This window comes from Arthrobacter sp. Cza30 (assembly GCF_059090765.1).
Map to the genome: position 1 here is coordinate 299,142 of NZ_JBNHGA010000001.1, position 16,768 is coordinate 315,909.

Annotated in this window: 16 protein-coding genes; 8 read left to right on the plus strand and 8 right to left on the minus strand. The window is 71.4% G+C overall.

Annotation, left to right across the window (positions count from 1 at the left end):
- The first annotated feature begins 1 nt into the window (after position 1).
- The 4 genes from AC5RVZ_RS01270 to AC5RVZ_RS01285 are packed head-to-tail and all read left to right on the plus strand — an operon-like array spanning position 2 to position 2,959.
- Positions 2–475, plus strand: coding sequence for a ribose-5-phosphate isomerase (locus AC5RVZ_RS01270; protein ID WP_494063976.1), 474 nt, complete (start codon positions 2–4; stop codon positions 473–475).
- Positions 468–1,259 carry a triose-phosphate isomerase family protein gene (locus AC5RVZ_RS01275; RefSeq protein ID WP_494063977.1) on the plus strand — a complete coding sequence of 264 codons (792 nt, stop codon included), beginning with the start codon at positions 468–470 and terminating at the stop codon, positions 1,257–1,259. Before AC5RVZ_RS01270 ends, AC5RVZ_RS01275 begins: the two co-directional genes overlap by 8 nt.
- Before the next feature lie 15 nt (positions 1,260–1,274).
- Positions 1,275–2,105, plus strand: a complete 831-nt coding sequence (locus AC5RVZ_RS01280) for a DeoR/GlpR family DNA-binding transcription regulator (RefSeq protein ID WP_494063978.1) — start codon at positions 1,275–1,277, stop codon at positions 2,103–2,105.
- Complete coding sequence (locus tag AC5RVZ_RS01285; protein ID WP_494063979.1) at positions 2,102–2,959, plus strand: ribokinase; 858 nt, start codon at positions 2,102–2,104, stop codon at positions 2,957–2,959. Before AC5RVZ_RS01280 ends, AC5RVZ_RS01285 begins: the two co-directional genes overlap by 4 nt.
- A gap of 15 nt (positions 2,960–2,974) precedes the next feature.
- Here AC5RVZ_RS01285 and AC5RVZ_RS01290 read toward each other — a convergent pair whose 3' ends face one another.
- The 8 genes from AC5RVZ_RS01290 to AC5RVZ_RS01325 all read right to left on the minus strand — a co-directional run bounded on the left by AC5RVZ_RS01290 (position 2,975) and on the right by AC5RVZ_RS01325 (position 11,933).
- The gene (locus AC5RVZ_RS01290; protein ID WP_494063980.1) at positions 2,975–3,121 is read right to left on the minus strand and encodes a hypothetical protein; all 147 of its coding nucleotides are present in this window, start codon (positions 3,119–3,121) and stop codon (positions 2,975–2,977) included.
- A gap of 230 nt (positions 3,122–3,351) precedes the next feature.
- The gene (locus tag AC5RVZ_RS01295) at positions 3,352–4,341 is read right to left on the minus strand and encodes a serine hydrolase domain-containing protein (RefSeq protein WP_494063981.1); all 990 of its coding nucleotides are present in this window, start codon (positions 4,339–4,341) and stop codon (positions 3,352–3,354) included.
- Between the two features lie 130 nt (positions 4,342–4,471).
- Entirely contained in the window at positions 4,472–5,893 is a 1,422-nt protein-coding gene (locus AC5RVZ_RS01300) for a rhamnulokinase (RefSeq protein ID WP_494063982.1), read from the minus strand.
- Positions 5,894–6,029: 136 nt separating this feature from the next.
- Positions 6,030–8,066, minus strand: coding sequence for a bifunctional aldolase/short-chain dehydrogenase (locus AC5RVZ_RS01305; RefSeq protein WP_494063983.1), 2,037 nt, complete (start codon positions 8,064–8,066; stop codon positions 6,030–6,032).
- A 51-nt stretch (positions 8,067–8,117) separates the two neighbouring features.
- Positions 8,118–8,870 (minus strand): DeoR/GlpR family DNA-binding transcription regulator, encoded by a 753-nt coding sequence (locus AC5RVZ_RS01310; RefSeq protein ID WP_494063984.1) that lies wholly within the window; start codon positions 8,868–8,870, stop codon positions 8,118–8,120.
- A 4-nt stretch (positions 8,871–8,874) separates the two neighbouring features.
- Entirely contained in the window at positions 8,875–9,897 is a 1,023-nt protein-coding gene (locus AC5RVZ_RS01315) for a LacI family DNA-binding transcriptional regulator (protein WP_494063985.1), read from the minus strand.
- A gap of 45 nt (positions 9,898–9,942) precedes the next feature.
- Complete coding sequence (locus AC5RVZ_RS01320; RefSeq protein WP_494063986.1) at positions 9,943–11,097, minus strand: Gfo/Idh/MocA family protein; 1,155 nt, start codon at positions 11,095–11,097, stop codon at positions 9,943–9,945.
- Positions 11,094–11,933, minus strand: coding sequence for a class I fructose-bisphosphate aldolase (locus AC5RVZ_RS01325; RefSeq protein WP_494063987.1), 840 nt, complete (start codon positions 11,931–11,933; stop codon positions 11,094–11,096). The genes AC5RVZ_RS01320 and AC5RVZ_RS01325 overlap by 4 nt, the downstream gene beginning before the upstream one ends.
- 153 nt (positions 11,934–12,086) lie before the next feature.
- On the opposite strand from AC5RVZ_RS01325, the gene AC5RVZ_RS01330 reads away from it, so the two are divergent.
- The 4 genes from AC5RVZ_RS01330 to AC5RVZ_RS01345 all read left to right on the plus strand — a co-directional run bounded on the left by AC5RVZ_RS01330 (position 12,087) and on the right by AC5RVZ_RS01345 (position 16,766).
- Entirely contained in the window at positions 12,087–13,094 is a 1,008-nt protein-coding gene (locus tag AC5RVZ_RS01330) for an aldose 1-epimerase family protein (RefSeq protein WP_494063988.1), read from the plus strand.
- A gap of 143 nt (positions 13,095–13,237) precedes the next feature.
- On the plus strand, positions 13,238–14,314 hold the full coding sequence (locus tag AC5RVZ_RS01335; RefSeq protein WP_494063989.1) for a LacI family DNA-binding transcriptional regulator: 1,077 nt from the start codon (positions 13,238–13,240) through the stop codon (positions 14,312–14,314).
- Positions 14,311–15,357 (plus strand): class I mannose-6-phosphate isomerase, encoded by a 1,047-nt coding sequence (locus AC5RVZ_RS01340; protein WP_494063990.1) that lies wholly within the window; start codon positions 14,311–14,313, stop codon positions 15,355–15,357. The genes AC5RVZ_RS01335 and AC5RVZ_RS01340 overlap by 4 nt, the downstream gene beginning before the upstream one ends.
- Positions 15,354–16,766, plus strand: coding sequence for an FGGY-family carbohydrate kinase (locus AC5RVZ_RS01345; RefSeq protein WP_494063991.1), 1,413 nt, complete (start codon positions 15,354–15,356; stop codon positions 16,764–16,766). Before AC5RVZ_RS01340 ends, AC5RVZ_RS01345 begins: the two co-directional genes overlap by 4 nt.
- Positions 16,767–16,768: the final 2 nt, after the last annotated feature.

The following is a 16,768-nucleotide window of genomic DNA, read 5'->3' on the forward strand; positions in this document are numbered from 1 at the left end:
CATGAGCCGTCAGTGGCGAGTCGTCGTCGGCAGCGACGACGCCGGATACCAGTACAAGGAAGCCCTCAAGGCCGACCTCGAGAAGGACCCCCGCGTGTCGGAGGTCATCGACGTCGGAGTGGACGCCGACGGGCACACGGCCTACCCGCGCGTCGCGATCGCCGCGGCGGAGAAGGTCCGCGACGGAGACGCCGACCGTGCGCTGCTGGTCTGCGGCACGGGCCTGGGCGTCGCGATCGCCGCGAACAAGGTGCCGGGGATCCGGGCGGTGACCGCGCACGACAGCTTCAGCGTCGAGCGCAGCGTGCTGAGCAACAACGCGCAGGTGCTCACGTTCGGTCAGCGCGTGGTCGGCCTGGAGCTGGCCCGGCGCCTGGCGAAGGAGTGGCTCGGGTACGAGTTCGACGAGGGCTCGCCGTCGGCGGAGAAGGTCGCCGTCCTGACGGAGTACGAGCAGACCGGCAGCTGTGGCTGACGGCGCCCACGCGCGTCCGCCACATCAGCCTGTCACGCTCGGAGTCAGCCTCAAGCTCTACCTCGACGTCGCCACGACCGTGGACTGGGCGCGCAGAGTCGCGACCATCGCCCGCGGCCACACCGCCGTCCGAAGCGGCGCCGTGCGTCTGTTCGTGATGCCGTCCTTCCCGGCCATGACCGGAGTGCGGGAGGCGACAGCCGGCACGACCGTCGAAGTGGGCGCGCAGAACCTGCATTGGGAGGACCGCGGCCCCTACACCGGCGAGGTGAGCGGTGCGGACCTCAGAGAGATCGGATGCACGCTCGTGGAGGTCGGTCACGCCGAGCGCCGTGCCCTGTTCGGTGAGGACGACGACGTGGTGCGACGAAAGCTCGCCGCCGCGGTCCGCAACGGGCTGACCCCGGTGCTGTGCGTCGGCGAGAGCGACGAGATGCCCGCTGCCGAGGCAGCATCCCGGTGCCTCGACGAGCTGGACTCGGCCCTGGCGGGTCTGGACGGGATGCGCATCGACGACCTCATCGTGGCGTACGAGCCGGTGTGGGCGATCGGCAAGCCGACCCCCGCGCCGACCGACCACATCCGGGTCGTCGCGGCCGCACTGTGCGATCGTCTCGCCCAGGACGAACGCGTCGCGGCCTCCTCGGTAATCTACGGGGGAAGCGCTCAGCGGGGGATGCTCGGTGAGCTGGGTGATGCGGTGGACGGGCTGTTCCTCGGCCGGTTCGCACACGACACCGCGAGCCTGGCCCGCATCATCGACGAGGCGGCAGCGCTCCGGTAGACCGGAGGGAGAGACATGAGTTCGCAGACGGTGCCCCCCGGCGACACGTCGAACGGGTCGCGGCAGAACCGGCAGGCCGCCCGCCAGCGGGCCATCACCGAAGCCGTCATGTCGGCGGGCGCGGTGCGGATCGAGGACCTCGCCGACCGCTTCGGGATCAGCCACATGACGGTCCACCGCGACCTCGACGAGCTCGAAGCACGTGGCCTGCTCCGCAAGAGCCGGGGCGTCGCCACCGCGCTGTCCACGGCGCTCGTCGAATCCAGCGACGTCTACCGCTCCAGCCGGGAGCTGCCCGAGAAGGAGGCGATCGCGCACGCGGCGTTGGAGTTCATCGAGCCGGGACAGGCCATCATGCTCGACGACTCGACGACGACGCTGCACCTGGTGCCGCATCTGCACGCCAAGAAGCCTCTCACCGTCATCACCAACACCCTGACGATCATGAACGAGCTGAAGTCGACCAACGGCATCACGCTGCTCGGGCTCGGCGGCCAGTACTACAACTGGTGCAGCGCCTACATGGGGCGGATGACGACGACCGCGATCTCCGCGCTGCGCGCGGACCTGCTCGTCATGTCGACCTCCGCCATCTCGGACGACATCGCCTTCCATCAGACACTCGAGACCGTCGACGTCAAGCGCGCGATGTTCGACGCCGCCAGCACGCGGATCCTCCTGGCCGACCACACGAAGTTCACCAAGCGCGCGCTGCACGCCATGCTCCCGCTGGCGGAGTTCGACGCCGTCATCGTCGACTATGCGACGGACCGCAGCCACGTCAACCGGCTGCGTAAGGCAGGGGTCAACGTCGTCGTCGCCAAGCGCCTCGGACACACGCGATGAGCGCGGGTCCGGGAGCGAGTGCGACCCCGCTCGTGGTCGTCGGAGCGATCAACGTCGACATGACCGCACGGGTGCGGCGGGCCCCCGCCCCGGGCGAGACCGTGACGGGAGGCATCCTGTCACGCCAACCGGGCGGCAAGGGCGCCAACCAGGCGGTGGCCGCGGCGAAGCTCGGGGCTCGCGTGCGCCTCATCGGCGCGGTCGGGTCCGACGAAGCGGGCGACGAGATGCGGCGTCATCTGGCCGCTGCCGGCGTCGATGTCGAGGGCGTCCAGCGCACACGCGACGCCACGGGCACCGCGCTCATCGTCGTCGACGACACCGGCGAGAACTCGATCGTCGTCTGCCCCGGCGCGAACACCGCGATCGAGTCGGCATCGATTCCGGATGTCTCCGGCCACGCGGTGCTGGCTCAGCTCGAGGTCGACCTCGCCGTCGTCGAGCGCGTCGCGTTCGGCACCGACGGCTTCTTCGCCCTCAACGTCTCGCCCGTTCAGCCGCTGCCCGACGCGCTGCTGGACCGGGTCGACCTCTTCATCGTCAACGAGGGCGAGTACGCCCAGTTCCCGGAGCTCCGGGCGCGCCCGCTCGTCGCGGTGACCCTCGGGGCGGAAGGAGCGATCCTCCTGCGCGACGGCGTGGAGATCGCGCGGGCACAGGCTCGCGCGGCGTCGGTGGTCAGCTCGGTCGGCGCCGGGGACGCGTTCGCCGCGGCCCTCACGGTCGCCCTCCTCGAGGGGCACGATCCGCAATCGGCCCTCGCCGCCGCCTGCGCGGTCGGCGCGGCCGCCGTCGCGGACCCGCAGTCGCAGCCGGACCTCGAGCAGCTCGCGGCGTACCTGCCCGCCTCCTGAGCGCCGGGCGGCGGTTCAGGACGTCGGGTTGTCCGGCTCGACGGTTTTGAGGGTGTCCTCCTCGACGGGGTTGTCTGCTTCGAGCTGCTCCTCGGTGATCTCGATCCCGCCGGTCGGGGTGTCGTCGTCCTGCGGCTGGTCCTCGGCGCGCTGTTCGTCCATGCCCTCACGCTACGTCGCCGCCCACACCCACGACAGGGCTTGACGTCGAGGCATCCGGCGCGTCGCGTCATGCACACGCCCGCCGGCCCGCCCGTGTGGTCGCCGAGCCTGCGGTGTGTCGTCGAGACCGTATGTGGTCGCCGAGACCGCACGATCCGTGCGGCGACACCATGCGTCCTCGGCGAGACCGTACGTTCTCGACAAGAAGGAAGCCCCGCGGGAGGAAGGGGTCAGAGGGCGGAGATCACGGCGTTGTCGAGTTCGTCGAGCTCCACGCCCGGCCGCTCGGCCTGGTTGGTCAGCAGCACGAACGCCACGCCCGCGGAGGGATGCACCCAGAACTCGGTGCCGGCCCACCCGCCGTGCCCGAACACGTCGCGGTCGATCAGGCCCGGGGCGCGCGTCCGCAGGTTCCACGTGAACCCCCAGTCCTGCCCGCGCTCGGCGGGGTAGGGCTCCAGCCGTGGGAGCCCTTGCGTGAGGGGCCGGAGCATCATCGCGAGCGTCCCGGGGCGCACGATCCCGCCCGTCTCGCCGCGGCCGATGCGCAGCAGCGCCGAGCCGACGGCGAGCAGATCCGCGGCGGTGCCGATCATGCCCGCCCCGGGATTCCGGTGCTGTGCGAAGCTCCGCATGTCCAGGCCCAGGCGCGCCGCGTCGACGACGGTGTGCGGCTCGGCCGCCGGGTCGAGCGTGAACCCGTGGGCACCGATGGTCGAGGCCCACGCCGCGACGTCGGCATCCCACTCCCACCCGGCCGTGCAGCGCACGAGCTCGGCGATGCCGTCGAAGGCGACGGTCGAGTACCGCGACGCGGTGCCCGCCGCGAAGTCGCGCCCCGGTGCGAGCAGCGCGGTCCGCAGCCCCTCGGGCGGGTCCAGCGAAGGCTCCCGGATGCCGGAGGTGTGGCTCACCAGGTGGCGCAGGCGCACCACGTCGTCGCGGGAGGCGCCGAATTCCGGGATCGCCTGAGCGAGCGGCGTCTCGGTCGTGAGCAAGCCGCGCTCGACGGCCCGCGCGGCGCTGAGGCCGGTGAGCACCTTGGTGATCGAGAAGAGCCAGTAGGGGTCGCCCACACGGGCCGGTCGCCCCTCTGTCGCCCCAAAGGCATCCAGCGCCACGACGCCCTCGGCGGTGGCGACGCCGAGGACGGCTGTGGGAAGACGTCCGGCATCGACGTGTCGTCGGGCCCAGTCGAAAGCGGCGCCGTATCCCGTCATCGTTCCTCCCTCATGTTCCCGAGCGCCCGTGCTCGGCGTGCGCCGAATCGGATCCGCGCCTCCGATCCGGGCCGACACCGCCGATCGAGCCGGATCCTCGCGGAGGATCCGAATGCGAGCGGCGCCGCCATCACCTGCGCGGTTCGTACCGCTGCGGCGTGAAGGATGCCGCGACCGCGCGGCGGAGGTTCTCCAGCGTCGCATCCGGTCCGAACCAGCCGTGGGCGCGGGCTTGCACGAGCACGTTCCCGAGCGCCGTCGCCTCGACGGGGCCTGCGAGCACGGGCAGACCGGACCGGTCGGCGGTCGCCTGGCACAGCAGCCGGTTGAGCGCGCCGCCGCCGACGACGTGGACCACGTCGATGTCGCGGCCGGTGAGTCGCGCGGCGGTGGCGACCGCGTCGGCGAAGGCCTGCGCGATGCTCTCGACGATCGTGCGCGCGAAGGCCTCGCGCGTGGCCGGCACGGGGGCGCCGGACTCCTCGAGGACCGCCGCGATGCGGGCGGGCATGTCGCCCGGCGCCGACAGGCGAGGATCGTTGGCGTCGAAGAGGGGGATGCCGCCTTCGACGGATGCCGCAGCATCCAGGAGCGTCGGCAGGTCGATCGGGTTGCCGTCCTCGGCCTCCCAGGCGCGCACGGACTCGCTGAGGAGCCACAGTCCTGTCACGTTGTGCAGGAACCGCACGCGCCCGTCGACGCCGCCCTCGTTGGTGAAGTTCGCCTCGCGCGCCTCGTCGCTGACGACCGGCTCGTCGAGCTCGACCCCGACCAGACCCCACGTGCCGCACGAGATGTAGGCGGCATCCGGTGTGCTCAGGGGCACCGCGACGACGGCCGAAGCGGTGTCGTGCGACCCCACGGCGATGACCTCGAGGTCCGCACCCACCCGCTCGAGCGCCTCGCCGCGCAGGCGGCCGAGGTGCGCGCCGGGTTCGACGAGCTCGGGCAGGACGGATGCCTCGACGCCCAGCCGCTCGATCAGCTCGCGGTCCCAGGCGCCGGTGCGGACATCGACCAGTCCCGTCGTCGAGGCGTTCGTCCGCTCGGCCACGCGCGCGCCGGTCAGGAGATGCGCGACGAGGTCCGGGATGAGAAGTGCCGTCTCAGCGTCGGCGAGTCGGTCCTCGACGGCGTACTGGTACAGCGTGTTGAAGGGCAGGAACTGCAGTCCGTTGCGGCGATACAGCTCATCGAAGGGCACGAGCCGGTGCACGGCCTCGACGCCCCGGGCGGTGCGTTCGTCGCGGTAGTGGAACGGCTCGCCGAGCAGCTCGTCGCCGCGGACGAGGCCGTAGTCGACGGCCCACGAGTCGATGCCGACGCTGGCGATCGCCGGCTCGCGCCGCACCGCCTCGGCGAGCCCGTCGAGGATGTGGCGGTACAGGGCGGTGAAGTCCCAGTGCAGTCCGTCGCCGGCGGGCACGGGCCCGTTGGGGAAGCGCGCCACGGCCTCGAGGCGCAGCATCCCGTCTTCGACGTAGCCGAGCATGACGCGGCCGCTCGTCGCACCGAGGTCGACCGCCGCGACGACCCCGCCCGTCGCGCTCATTCGGCGCTCCGGGCGATCGTGCTCCCTGTCGACGACGTGCGTACTCGCCGAGGACGCACGTCGACGACGCGCACGACGTGCGGTTTCGGCGATACCGTGCGGTGTCGACGAGTGAGGGCTGGAGTGTCGGCGCCGGTCATCGGAGGAACGCCGCCGCGACGCCGGAGTCCACCGGGATGTGCAGGCCGGTGGTGCGCGAGAGCTCCGGCCCGGTCAGGACGAACACCGCGTCGGCGACGTTCTCGGGCACGACCTCGCGCTTGAGGATCGTGCGGTTGGCGTAGAACTGACCGAGGTCCTCTTCCTTGACGCCGTAGGTGGCGGCGCGGTTGGCGCCCCAGCCCGACGCGAAGATGCCCGACCCGCGCACGACCCCGTCGGGGTTGATGCCGTTGACGCGGATGCCGTGCTCGCCGAGCTCGACCGCGAGCAGGCGCACCTGGTGCGCCTGGTCGGCCTTGGTGGCCGAGTACGCGATGTTGTTCGGGCCGGCGAAGACGGAGTTCTTCGACGAGATGTAGATGATGTCGCCGCCGAGCTTCTGGTCGATGAGGATCTTCGCGGCGGCCTTGGAGACGAAGAACGAGCCCTTCGCCATGACGGCGTGCTGCAGATCCCAGTCCTTCTCGGTGGTCTCCAGCAGCGGCTTCGACAGCGACAGGCCGGCGTTGTTGACGACGAGGTCGACACCGCCGAACGCGAGCACCGCCTCGTCGAGGGCGGCCTGCACCGCGTCGGCGTCGGCGACGTTGGCCGCAACGCCGATCGCGACGTCGGTGTTGCCGAGCTCGGCGGCCGCTGCCTGCGCCTTCTCCAGGTCGAGGTCGGCGACGATCACGCATGCGCCCTCCGCGGCGAGGCGGGTGGCGATGGCCTTGCCGATGCCGGATGCCGCGCCCGTGACGAACGCGATGCGTCCCTGGTGGGTCTTGGGCTTGGGCATCCGCTGCAGCTTGGCCTCTTCCAGCGCCCAGTACTCGATGCGGAACTTCTCCGCGTCCGAGATGGGGGAGTAGGTCGACAGCGCCTCGGCGCCCCGCATGACGTTGATGGCGTTGACGTAGAACTCGCCGGCCACGCGCGCGGTCTGCTTGTTGGCGCCGAACGAGAACATGCCGACGCCGGGGACGAGGACGATGAGCGGGTCGGCGCCGCGGATCGCGGGGGAGTCGGCGGTGGCGTGGGCGTCGTAGTACGCCTGGTAGTCGGCGCGGTACCGCTCGTGCAGCTCCTTCAGCCGCGCGATCGCGTCCTCGATGGGCGCGCTCGCGGGCAGGTCGAGCAGCATCGGCTTGACCTTGGTGCGCAGGAAGTGGTCGGGGCAGCTGGTGCCGAGCGCGGCGAGGGCGGGGGCCTTCTCGGAGGCGAGGAAGTCCAGCACGACGTCGGCGTCGGTGAAGTGGCCGACCATCGGCTTGTCGGTCGAGGCCAGACCGCGGATGGTCGGAGCGAGGGCCGCCGCACGGGCCCGCCGCTCGGCATCCGGGAGAGCCTCGAAGCCCGCGCGCACCCCGCCGAACGGGTCCGCCTTGCCGTGCTCGTCGATGTAGGCCTGGGCGGTCTGGATGATCCACAGCGAGTTGCGCTCGGCCTCCTCGGACGTGTCGCCCCACGCCGTGATGCCGTGGCCGCCGAGGATCGTGCCGATCGCCTGCGGATTGCGCGCCTTGATCTCGGCGATGTCGAGGCCGAGCTGGAACCCGGGACGGCGCCACGGCACCCACACGACCTTGTCGCCGAAGATCTTCTGCGTGAGGCTCTCGCCGTCGGCGGCGGTCGCGATGGCGATGCCGGAGTCGGGGTGCAGGTGGTCCACGTGCGCGGCATCCACGAGGCCGTGCATGGCGGTGTCGATCGAGGGCGCGGCGCCGCCCTTGCCGTGGAGGCAGTAGTCGAAGGCGGCGACCATCTCGTCCTCGCGCTCGACACCGGGATAGACGTCCACGAGGGCCCGCATGCGGTCCAGGCGGAGCACGGCGAGGCCGGACTCGGTGAGGGTCCCGAGGTCACCGCCCGAGCCCTTCACCCACAGCAGCTCGACCGGCTCGCCGGTCACCGGGTCGGTCTCGGTGCCCTTGGCGGAGGTGTTGCCGCCGGCGTAGTTCGTGTTCTTCGGGTCGGCGCCGAGGCGGTTGGACCGCGCGATGAGGTCGGTGACGGCGGGCGAAGTCATGGTGCCTCCGATGAGTGATCGTGTGAAATCAAACAAAAGGTAACACGGCGGTCATCGGATGTCGACCAGGCCCCGGAACGGGTCGAGGCGCTCGTCGCTCGGGTCGAGCTCCGTCACCAGCAGCGCGACCTCCTCCCATGCGAGCGCCCGGGCGGTCGCATGGCGGCCGAGCTTCGTCGAGTCGGCGAGGACGATCGTCTCGTCGGCGTGATCGGCGAACACCCGCTTGATCTGCGTCTCGTCGATCGTCGCCTCGCTCGTGCCGAAGTCGGGGTCGAGGGCGGCGGCGCTGGTGAAGAAGCGGTCGTAATGCAGTGAGGCGGCGGTCTGACAGGCGACCGCGCCCACGAAGCTGTCGGTGCGCAGTTCGAGCCGGCCACCGACCAGCACAGCGTCGACTCCGGCACGGCCCTGAGCGGTGCGCAGGTTGTCGTACGAGTTGGTCACGACCAGGAGCTCGTGGCTGGCGTCCAGCTGCGCCACGAGCGCGCCGACGGTGGACGAGGCATCCATGGCCACGGCCCCGCCGTGGGGGAGCAGGTCGAGGGCTTTGCGGGCGATCTCGGACTTCGCGCCGCCGCGCGCGGCCATCCGCACGCCGAACCCCTGCGGGACGATCGCGGCCACGGCGCCGCCGCGCACCCGCCGCAGCAGTCCCTCGCGCTCGAGGTCGTCGAGGTCGCGGCGCACCGTCATCGCCGAGACGCCGAGCGCCTCGGCGACCGGGTCGAGCCGGATGCTGCCGTCGCGGGCGAGGATCTCGAGCAGGCGCGCGCGGCGCTCGGTGCTCAGCATCGGTGGCATGCGATCAGGGTAGCCGGGGCGCATCGACGCTCAGCCGCCCGCCGCGATCGACCAGAGCGGTGGGCACGAGCTGCGTGGACGGCTCGGCGGCGCCGCCCGACGCGATGCGGTCGAGGAGGGTGGTGGCGGCCCGGATGCCGAGCTCGGCGATGTCGTACGAGACGATGCGGATGCGACGCGGCAGCATCCACGACAGCTCGAAGTCGTCGAAGCCGCTGACGTCGACATCGGCGTCGCGCGTCATGATCTCCTCGAGGGCTCCGACCGTCGCGCGGTTGTTGCCGCAGAAGACCGCCGTCGGCGGGTCGGACGAGTCCAGCAGTCGCGCCATGGCCGCGCGGGCGTCCTGCGGCGTGTGCAGACCGCTCACCACGAGCGCAGGATCCAGCGCCCGCCCCGCGGCGGAGAATGCCTCCTCGGCGCCGGCGAGCCGCTCGCGCATGGTGTAGATCTCGGGCGCGTCCAGCAGGATGCCGACACGCTCGTGCCCGGCGGCGAGAAGCTCCACGACCGCGGCACGCGCTCCGCCGCGGTTGTCGATCAGCACGGCGTCGGCCGGGATCCCCGAGCCCGGGCGGTCGAGGAAGACCACGGGCGTGCCGTGTGCGACCTCGCGTGCGAGGTAGGAGTGGTCCGATGCCGCCGGCACGAGGATCAGCCCGCCGACGCGTCGCTGGCAGAGGTCGAGCGCGAGCCGGCGCTCGGCGGCCGCATCCTCCTCGCTCGAGGCCATGACGACGTGCATGCCGCGCTGGACCGCGACGCTCGACAGTGCGGCGGCGACGCCGAGGTAGAAGGTGTTCGCGAGGTCCGCGGCGACGAATGCGAGCGTGTCGTTGGTGCCCGAGCGCAGGCTCGCCGCCAGCGCGTTGCGGTGGTAGCCGAGGCGCTCGATGGCGTCGTGCACACGCGCGGCCATCGCCGCGTCCACGTTCGGCTCGGTGTTGATCACGCGCGAGACGGTCTTCAGGCTCACGCCCGCCTCGGCAGCCACATCGATCATGGTGGGCCGGCCGCTCTTGCGCATGGCAGTCCTCCTGTCGGTCCGCCTCAACGATAGGGACTCCCCGGGTCAGACCTCCGGACGCACGAACGAGCCGGACTCGTGCGCGGCGATCGCCGCGGCGAAGATCCGGTGCGTGAGCGCGGCTTCCTCGGGACGCACGGTGCCGAATCGGTCACCGAGGGCGCCGGCGCGCTCGGCGAGGAACGCCGCCCACATCTGCAGGATGCCGTCCGAGAACCCGGACTCGAAGTTCGGGCCCGTCACCGTCGGCCACACCGACTGGCTCCCGGCGTCGATGACCTGCCAGCTCTGCTCGCGGCCGATGCCCGGTACGTCGACCACGGCGAAGACCTGCACCTGCTTCGGGTTCTTCGTGCTGAATCGCACGCCGCCGTTCATGCCGATCGCCTCGAACTCCCACGTGTTCTTCTCGCCGGGTGCGATGCGCTTGGTCTCGGTCGCGAGCGGGAACGGCGCGCCCTCGTGAGAGCTCCACGAATGGATGACCGCGTTGTCCCACGTGTCGCAGGGAAGCAGGTCGCCGTCGGGACCGGGGCGCTCCGTGACGATGTCCTGCAGCACGCCCATCACCCGCTCAGGCGCCCAGCCCAGTCGCAGCGGCACGTGCCACGTGTGCATGCCGAGGTCGTTGAGCACGCCCGCCTCGCCGCAGAACCTCTTCTGTCGCTTCCAGTTCAACGGCTTGGCCGTGTCGAGGTCGCTGGCGTGCAGGAACGTGCACTTGGCCTCGATGATGCGGCCGAGCGCGCCGGAGCGCACGTAGTCGATGGCCCACTGGGCGCCGGGGAAGAACGGCATCTCGCTCGAGACCCTGACGAACGCCCCCGGTGTCTCGTCGATGGCCGCCATGATGGCGTCGGCGGCCGCCCGGTCGATGCCGAACGGCTTCTCGGCCAGGAGCGCCTTGCCCGCCCGGATCGTGTCGACGTAGAGCTGTTCGTGCAGGTCGTGGCGCACGGCGATATAGACGACGTCGATGTCGGGGTCGGCGAGGAGCTCCCGGTGGTCGGTCGTGGTCAGGCGCACGGTGTCGATGCGCTCGAACCACTCGAGGGCGGCGGGGTTGATGTCGCACACCGCGACCAGCTGCGGATCGGCCGGGTGGTCGACGAGTGCGGGCCAGCGGCGCAGCGCGGCGGCGATCTCGCGGCCCATCAGGCCTCCGCCGATGATGCCGACGTTCACGCGCTCGCCGCTCATCGGGCGCCTCCGATCAGGCCGAGGGCGTCGTCGACCGACGCGTCCTCGTGGACCACCGCCATGAGTGCGGCGGTGATGCCGGCGGGATCGGGATGCTGGATGACGTTGCGCCCGTACACGATGCCGCGTGCACCCTGCGCAAGGACGGCCACGGTGCGCTCGAGGAGCGTGCGGTCGTCCACCCGCCCGCCTCCGCGCACGAGAACGGGCGTGTCCACGGCCGCCTGCACGACGCGGTGGTAGTCGGCGATGTCATCGGTCGGGTCGGCCTTGATGAGGTCGGCTCCGAGTTCGCGCGCCTGGCGCACCAGCGTGACGATCTTGGCGGTGTCGCCGTCCACGGCGTAGCCGCCCGAACCGGGCTTGGTCTGCATGACGAGCGGCTCGATCATGAGCGGCATCCCGTAGCGCTCGGCGTCCGTGCGCAGGGCGAGGATCGACCGGATGCACTGCTCGCGCACCTCGGGGTGACCGGGCAGGTCCAGCAGGTTGACGCATACCGCGACGGCGTCCAGGCTCACCGCGACCTCGATCGCGTCGGGCACGTGCAGCGAGTGCAGCGGCGACTCCAGCGGGTCGTTGTAGACGTTCGCGATATCGGTGCGCAGCACCAGTCCGGGCTTCTGCTTTCCGGGGATCGACTGCAGGAGCGGCGCCTGGCCGAGGCTCAGCTGGATGGCGTCCGGTCCCGCGTCGACCAGCGTGGCGACGGTCTGCCGCATGTCCTCGATCCCCGTGAGGAACGAGTGCTCATGGAACGCGCCGTGGTCGACGGCGACATCGAGTGCACGTCCGGAGCGGGCGTGGAACAGGCGGTTCAGGCGAGGCTTCGTCATCGATGTGCCCTCTCGGTGGGTCGTGGCGCGGCGATGCGCACGAACAGTATGGGCGGGTGAAGACAACGTTGTCAATCGTGCCTGTCGAGACCGGTGGGAGGGCTGGTACGGTGACGGCACGCGCAGCGTCGCGGCGCGGGGAAGGGCGGGACGATGGCGGCCGAACTGTACGGGACACCGATCGACGAGGCGTGGCGTCGCGTGGGACACCGGGGCCAGGCGGTCTCGGTCGAGTCCTCGATCCGCGCCGACGGCCCCGACGCGGGATCGCGCCGCATCCGGATCGTCAACGGCGACCTCGACGCCGAGCTGCTTCCTGACCGCGGGCTCGACGTCGGCCAGGTGCGGGTCGCGGGCATCCCCCTCGCGTGGATGTCGCCGACCGGCTTCCCCGCCCTTGCTGAGACGACCGACGCCGCGGGTTGGCTCCGCGCATTCGGGGGCGGTCTGGTCACGACGTGCGGCCTCCTGAGCTACGGCGCGCCCTCCGTCGACGACGGTACGCCGCACCCGCTCCATGGCCGCTACTCGTCGCTCAAGGCGCAGATCGCCCGTACCGAGGTGAACGACGACGACGTCGTGGTCGAAGGCGTGGTGCACGAGGCGACGGTGTTCGGTGCGCACCTGGAGGTGCGGCGCCGGATCGCCAGCCCGCTCGGCTCGCGCACGCTGCGCCTCGAGGACGTCATCGTCAACCGCGGGGCCCAGCCCGTCGAGCCGATGGTGCTCTACCACCTCAACCTCGGTTGGCCGCTCGTCGACGAGGGCACCGTGCTGCGCAGCCCGTCGGAGAGGGTGGAGCCCCGGGACGCGGAGGCCGAACGAGGTCTTGAGACGTGGGGGCGCTTCCCCGCGGCGACCGGCGCCTATCCCGAGCAGGTCTTCCGGCACGAGCTCCCCGTGAACGAGCGCGTGACCGTCGCCGTCGAGAACCCCCGGGGTGTCGGCGTGCGCATCGCGTTCGACACGACGGTGCTGCCGGCGCTGTTCCAGTGGCGTGTCGCCGAGCGAGACGGTCATCTCGTGCTCGGTATCGAGCCCGCCACCGCACCGACGATCCTCGGACGGGCAGACGCGAGGGCGCGCGGGATGCTGCAGCCTCTCGCTCCGGGCCAGGCTCTCACCCTGGGCATCGAGGTCCGGGCCGTTCTGCCCATCTGAGGCGACGCCCGGCCTGCGCGCTCCCCTGCGCGGTAACGAATCGGGAACGCGTCTTGACAACGTTGTCGCATCAGGCTGAAGATGTTGGTCACTGACTCTGCGAACCGCGCAGATCCGCCCATGACAACGCTGTCGAGGTTGCGATGACGCACGAAGGAAGCACGGCCGCCGCCGCGGCTGACGTGCGTCGCTATGGTCGGCGACGGGCGCGGATCAAGGACGTCGCGGATCTTGCCGGCGTCAGCATGAAGACCGTCTCGCGGGTGGTCAACGGCGAGCCGGGAGTGCTTCCCGAGACCCGCGACCGGGTCGCCACCGCCGTGCTCGAACTCGGCTTCGTCCCCGACCGTCACGCCCGCTCGCTCAAGCGCGGCGACTCCGACACCATCGGCATCCTCATCGACGCCATCTCCGACCCGTTCTTCGCCGCCTTCGTCAGCGCCGTGGAGGAACTGGCGCTCGCCGAGGGCCTCAGTGTGCTCTTCGCGAGCACGGGCTATGACGCGGCGCGCGAGCGGGAACAGCTGGCGCGCCTGACCGGCGACCGGCTGCGAGCGCTCATCGTCGCGCCGGTGGGCGTCGCGTCCGATGAGCTCGAGGCGCTTCGCCGCCGGGTCCCCGTCCTCTGCGTGGACCGTGCCCGCGAGGGGATCGACTCCATCGTGGTCGACGACTTCGGTGCGACGGTCGAGGCCGTGCGCGAGTTCATCGCGCGCGGGCACCGCCGTATCGGCTTCATCGGCGAACAGACGCCGTACCCGACGGTCGCCGAGCGGCTGGAGGGCTATCGTGCCGCACTCGCAGAGGCGGGACTGGAGCTCGACGAGTCGCTCATCATCGCGCAGGGCCGGCACCGCGAGGAGCAGTCGGTCAACGACCTGCTCGCTCGTCCGGATGCCCCGACCGCGGTCTTCTGCGCCACCAGCCCCGCCGCGATCACCACGATCAACGCCATCGCCGCCGACCGCCTTCGCATGCCGGCGCTCATCTCCTTCGGCGATTTCGAGTTCGCCGGCGCGTTCACGCCGGGCATCTCCTGCGTCGACCAGGATCCCCGAGTCATCGGCGAGGCCACGTTCCGGCGCCTGGTCGCACTGACGCAAGACCCTGCCGCGGCCCCGGCCCACATCGTGGTGCCGACGCGGCTCATCCGCCGCGGCTCCGGGGAACTGCTCCCCGACGCCGTCGACGTTCCCACCCCGATCGGAGCCCTTCGATGATCCCGGTCCTCCTCCCGCCCAACCCGGTTCAGCACTTCTACCGGGGTGGTGACCGCATCGCGGCGCTGCGCGGCATCGTGCCCGAGACGGATCACCAGCCTGAGGAGTGGCTCGGCGCGACGGTGTCGCGCTTCGGCGACCCCCTCACCGGACTCGCCGTCACCGGCAGCGGCGCACTGCTGCGCGACCTCGTGACCGCCGACCCGACCGGCTGGACAGGAGGTGGCCGTGGGCGCGACGCCGGGGACGTCGGCATCCTGGTCAAGCTCCTCGACGCGCGGCAGCGCCTTCCCGTCCACGTGCACCCCGACCGGGGATTCGCGGCCCGGCACCTCGACTGCCCGTACGGCAAGACCGAAGCCTGGTACGTGCTCGACACCGAACCCGACTGCGCGGTGCACGTGGGATGGAACGCCGACCTCGACCCGACCGAACTCGATCGCCGGCGCGACTCGCAGGACAGCGAGTGGATGCTGGCGCACATGAACCGCGTGGTGGTCCGCGAGGGGATGGGGGTGCTCGTGCCCGCCGGCACCGCGCACGCCATCGACGGCGGCATCTTCGTGGCCGAGGTGCAGGAGCCCACCGACTTCTCGATCCTGCTGGAATGGTCCGTCACGACCTCGACGCGCGACGAGTCGCACCTCGGCCTCGGCTTCGACACCGTCATGCCGGCCGTCTCGACCGCGCGGCTCGCGCCTGAGCAGCTGGCCGCGCTCATCAGCGACGCGGGCACGACCTCGGCGGGCGCGACCTTCCGCTCGCTTCTGCCGGCGGCGGCCGACCCGTACTTCCGGCTGTGGGATGCCGCCGTGCGCGGCGCCGCCAGCAGCATCCGCCCCGCCGGCTTCGCCGTGGTGCTGGTGACCGAAGGCGAGGGGGCGATCGTCGGCGCGGCCGAGCGGATCCCGGTCGTGCGCGGGCAGGCCTTCGCCGTGCCGCACGCGTTCGGCGACTGGAGGCTGGAAGGCGAGGCATCGGTCCTCGTCGCCGAGCCGGGCGCCGGCTGGCCGGGCACCCTCGCCGAGGGGGGCGTCGCATGAACGAATACGTCGTCGGCGTCGACATGGGCTCGACGAGCATCAAGCTGCTGGTCGCCACGCTCGGCGGGCGCCAGCGGCTGGTGGTGAGCCGTCGGTCGCCGTGGACGAGCCTGGATCATGGACGCACCGAGATGCCCGCGACGCGTGCGGTCGACACGGTGCGTGCGCTCGCTGCCGAGGCGGATGCCGAGCTCTCGAAGGACGGCCCGTACCGCATCCGCGCGCTCGGTGTGTCGGGCATGGCCGAAGCAGGCGTGCTGCTGGATGCCGCCGGCCGCCCGGCGGCGCCCATCATGGCGTGGTTCGACCCCCGCGGCGCCGACGAGATCGCGCGGACGCCGGAGCACTTCCGTGCCGAGTTCCTCGGCCGCACGGGACTTCCCGTCGGGCCGCTCGCATCGATCTCGAAGATCCTGCATCTGCGCGACGGCGGCATCGACCTCGCTGGGCGGACGTTCCTCAACGTGCCGGAGTACGTGGTCCACGCTCTGGGTGGCCCTCGCGTCGCCGAGTACTCGCTGGTCTCGCGCACCGGTCTGCTCGACCAGGACGACAGCACCCCGTGGTCTGCGGCGTTCGACGTGCTGGGCGTGAGTGAAGACCTGCTCGGCGAGAGGGTCGGCGCCGGCACGGCGCTGGGCATCCTCACCGACGACGGGATGCCGGAGCCCTTCCGCGGCGCCGTCCTCACCGTCGCCGGGCACGACCATCTGGTTTCGGCCGTCGCCGTCGGGGCGACGCACAGCGGGCAGCTCTACGACTCGATGGGGACCGCCGAGGCCTTGGTGCGCGTGCTCGATGCCACACTGCCGTTCGACGCACGGGAACGGCTGGCCGTGGCAGGCATCAACACCGTGCGCCACGTCCTGCCGGGCAAGTACGTGCTGCTGGCCGGGACGAAGTCGGGCCTGCTCATGCGCCGGGTGCTGCAGCTGCTGGGCATCACGGATGCCGCCGGGCGCGCCGGGATCGACGACCGAGTGATGGAGCTGCCGGTGATGGGCACCCTCGCCGACGGCGGCATCCGCGTCGAGGGCGCCCGCAACGACGACGGCGTGCTCAAGATCGTCGCCAACAGCGACGGGCTGAGCCCCGCCGAGCTGTTCGCCGCGGCGCTGCTGCACGGCAATGACATGTGCGCGGAGCTGATGGCGGTCATGGACCGCGAAGTGGCGCCGCCGACCTCGACGGTGCTGACCGGCGGCTGGTCGAGCATGGCCAGCGTCGTCCGCGCGCGGCGGCTCATCCTTCCCGACGTCACCGTCGCCACGCACGACGAAGGCACCGCGTACGGCGCCGCACTCTTCGCCGCCTTCGCGGCGGAGACCTCGACCGACTTCGACAGCGTGGCCACCGCATTCCTCGCCGGCCACTCCGACCACATTCACCACAGCAAGGAGAGGAGCTGACG

Bases quoted from the DNA above. Each gene is read 5' to 3' on its own strand.
- AC5RVZ_RS01270 (WP_494063976.1), top strand. From the start codon at position 2: ATGAGCCGTCAGTGGCGAGTCGTCGTCGGCAGCGACGACGCCGGATAC.
- AC5RVZ_RS01280 (WP_494063978.1), top strand. From the start codon at position 1,275: ATGAGTTCGCAGACGGTGCCCCCCGGCGACACGTCGAACGGGTCGCGG.
- AC5RVZ_RS01285 (WP_494063979.1), top strand. From the start codon at position 2,102: ATGAGCGCGGGTCCGGGAGCGAGTGCGACCCCGCTCGTGGTCGTCGGA.
- AC5RVZ_RS01290 (WP_494063980.1), bottom strand. From the start codon at position 3,121: ATGGACGAACAGCGCGCCGAGGACCAGCCGCAGGACGACGACACCCCG.
- AC5RVZ_RS01295 (WP_494063981.1), bottom strand. From the start codon at position 4,341: ATGACGGGATACGGCGCCGCTTTCGACTGGGCCCGACGACACGTCGAT.
- AC5RVZ_RS01300 (WP_494063982.1), bottom strand. From the start codon at position 5,893: ATGAGCGCGACGGGCGGGGTCGTCGCGGCGGTCGACCTCGGTGCGACG.
- AC5RVZ_RS01305 (WP_494063983.1), bottom strand. From the start codon at position 8,066: ATGACTTCGCCCGCCGTCACCGACCTCATCGCGCGGTCCAACCGCCTC.
- AC5RVZ_RS01310 (WP_494063984.1), bottom strand. From the start codon at position 8,870: ATGCCACCGATGCTGAGCACCGAGCGCCGCGCGCGCCTGCTCGAGATC.
- AC5RVZ_RS01315 (WP_494063985.1), bottom strand. From the start codon at position 9,897: ATGCGCAAGAGCGGCCGGCCCACCATGATCGATGTGGCTGCCGAGGCG.
- AC5RVZ_RS01320 (WP_494063986.1), bottom strand. From the start codon at position 11,097: ATGAGCGGCGAGCGCGTGAACGTCGGCATCATCGGCGGAGGCCTGATG.
- AC5RVZ_RS01325 (WP_494063987.1), bottom strand. From the start codon at position 11,933: ATGACGAAGCCTCGCCTGAACCGCCTGTTCCACGCCCGCTCCGGACGT.
- AC5RVZ_RS01330 (WP_494063988.1), top strand. From the start codon at position 12,087: ATGGCGGCCGAACTGTACGGGACACCGATCGACGAGGCGTGGCGTCGC.
- AC5RVZ_RS01335 (WP_494063989.1), top strand. From the start codon at position 13,238: ATGACGCACGAAGGAAGCACGGCCGCCGCCGCGGCTGACGTGCGTCGC.
- AC5RVZ_RS01340 (WP_494063990.1), top strand. From the start codon at position 14,311: ATGATCCCGGTCCTCCTCCCGCCCAACCCGGTTCAGCACTTCTACCGG.
- AC5RVZ_RS01345 (WP_494063991.1), top strand. From the start codon at position 15,354: ATGAACGAATACGTCGTCGGCGTCGACATGGGCTCGACGAGCATCAAG.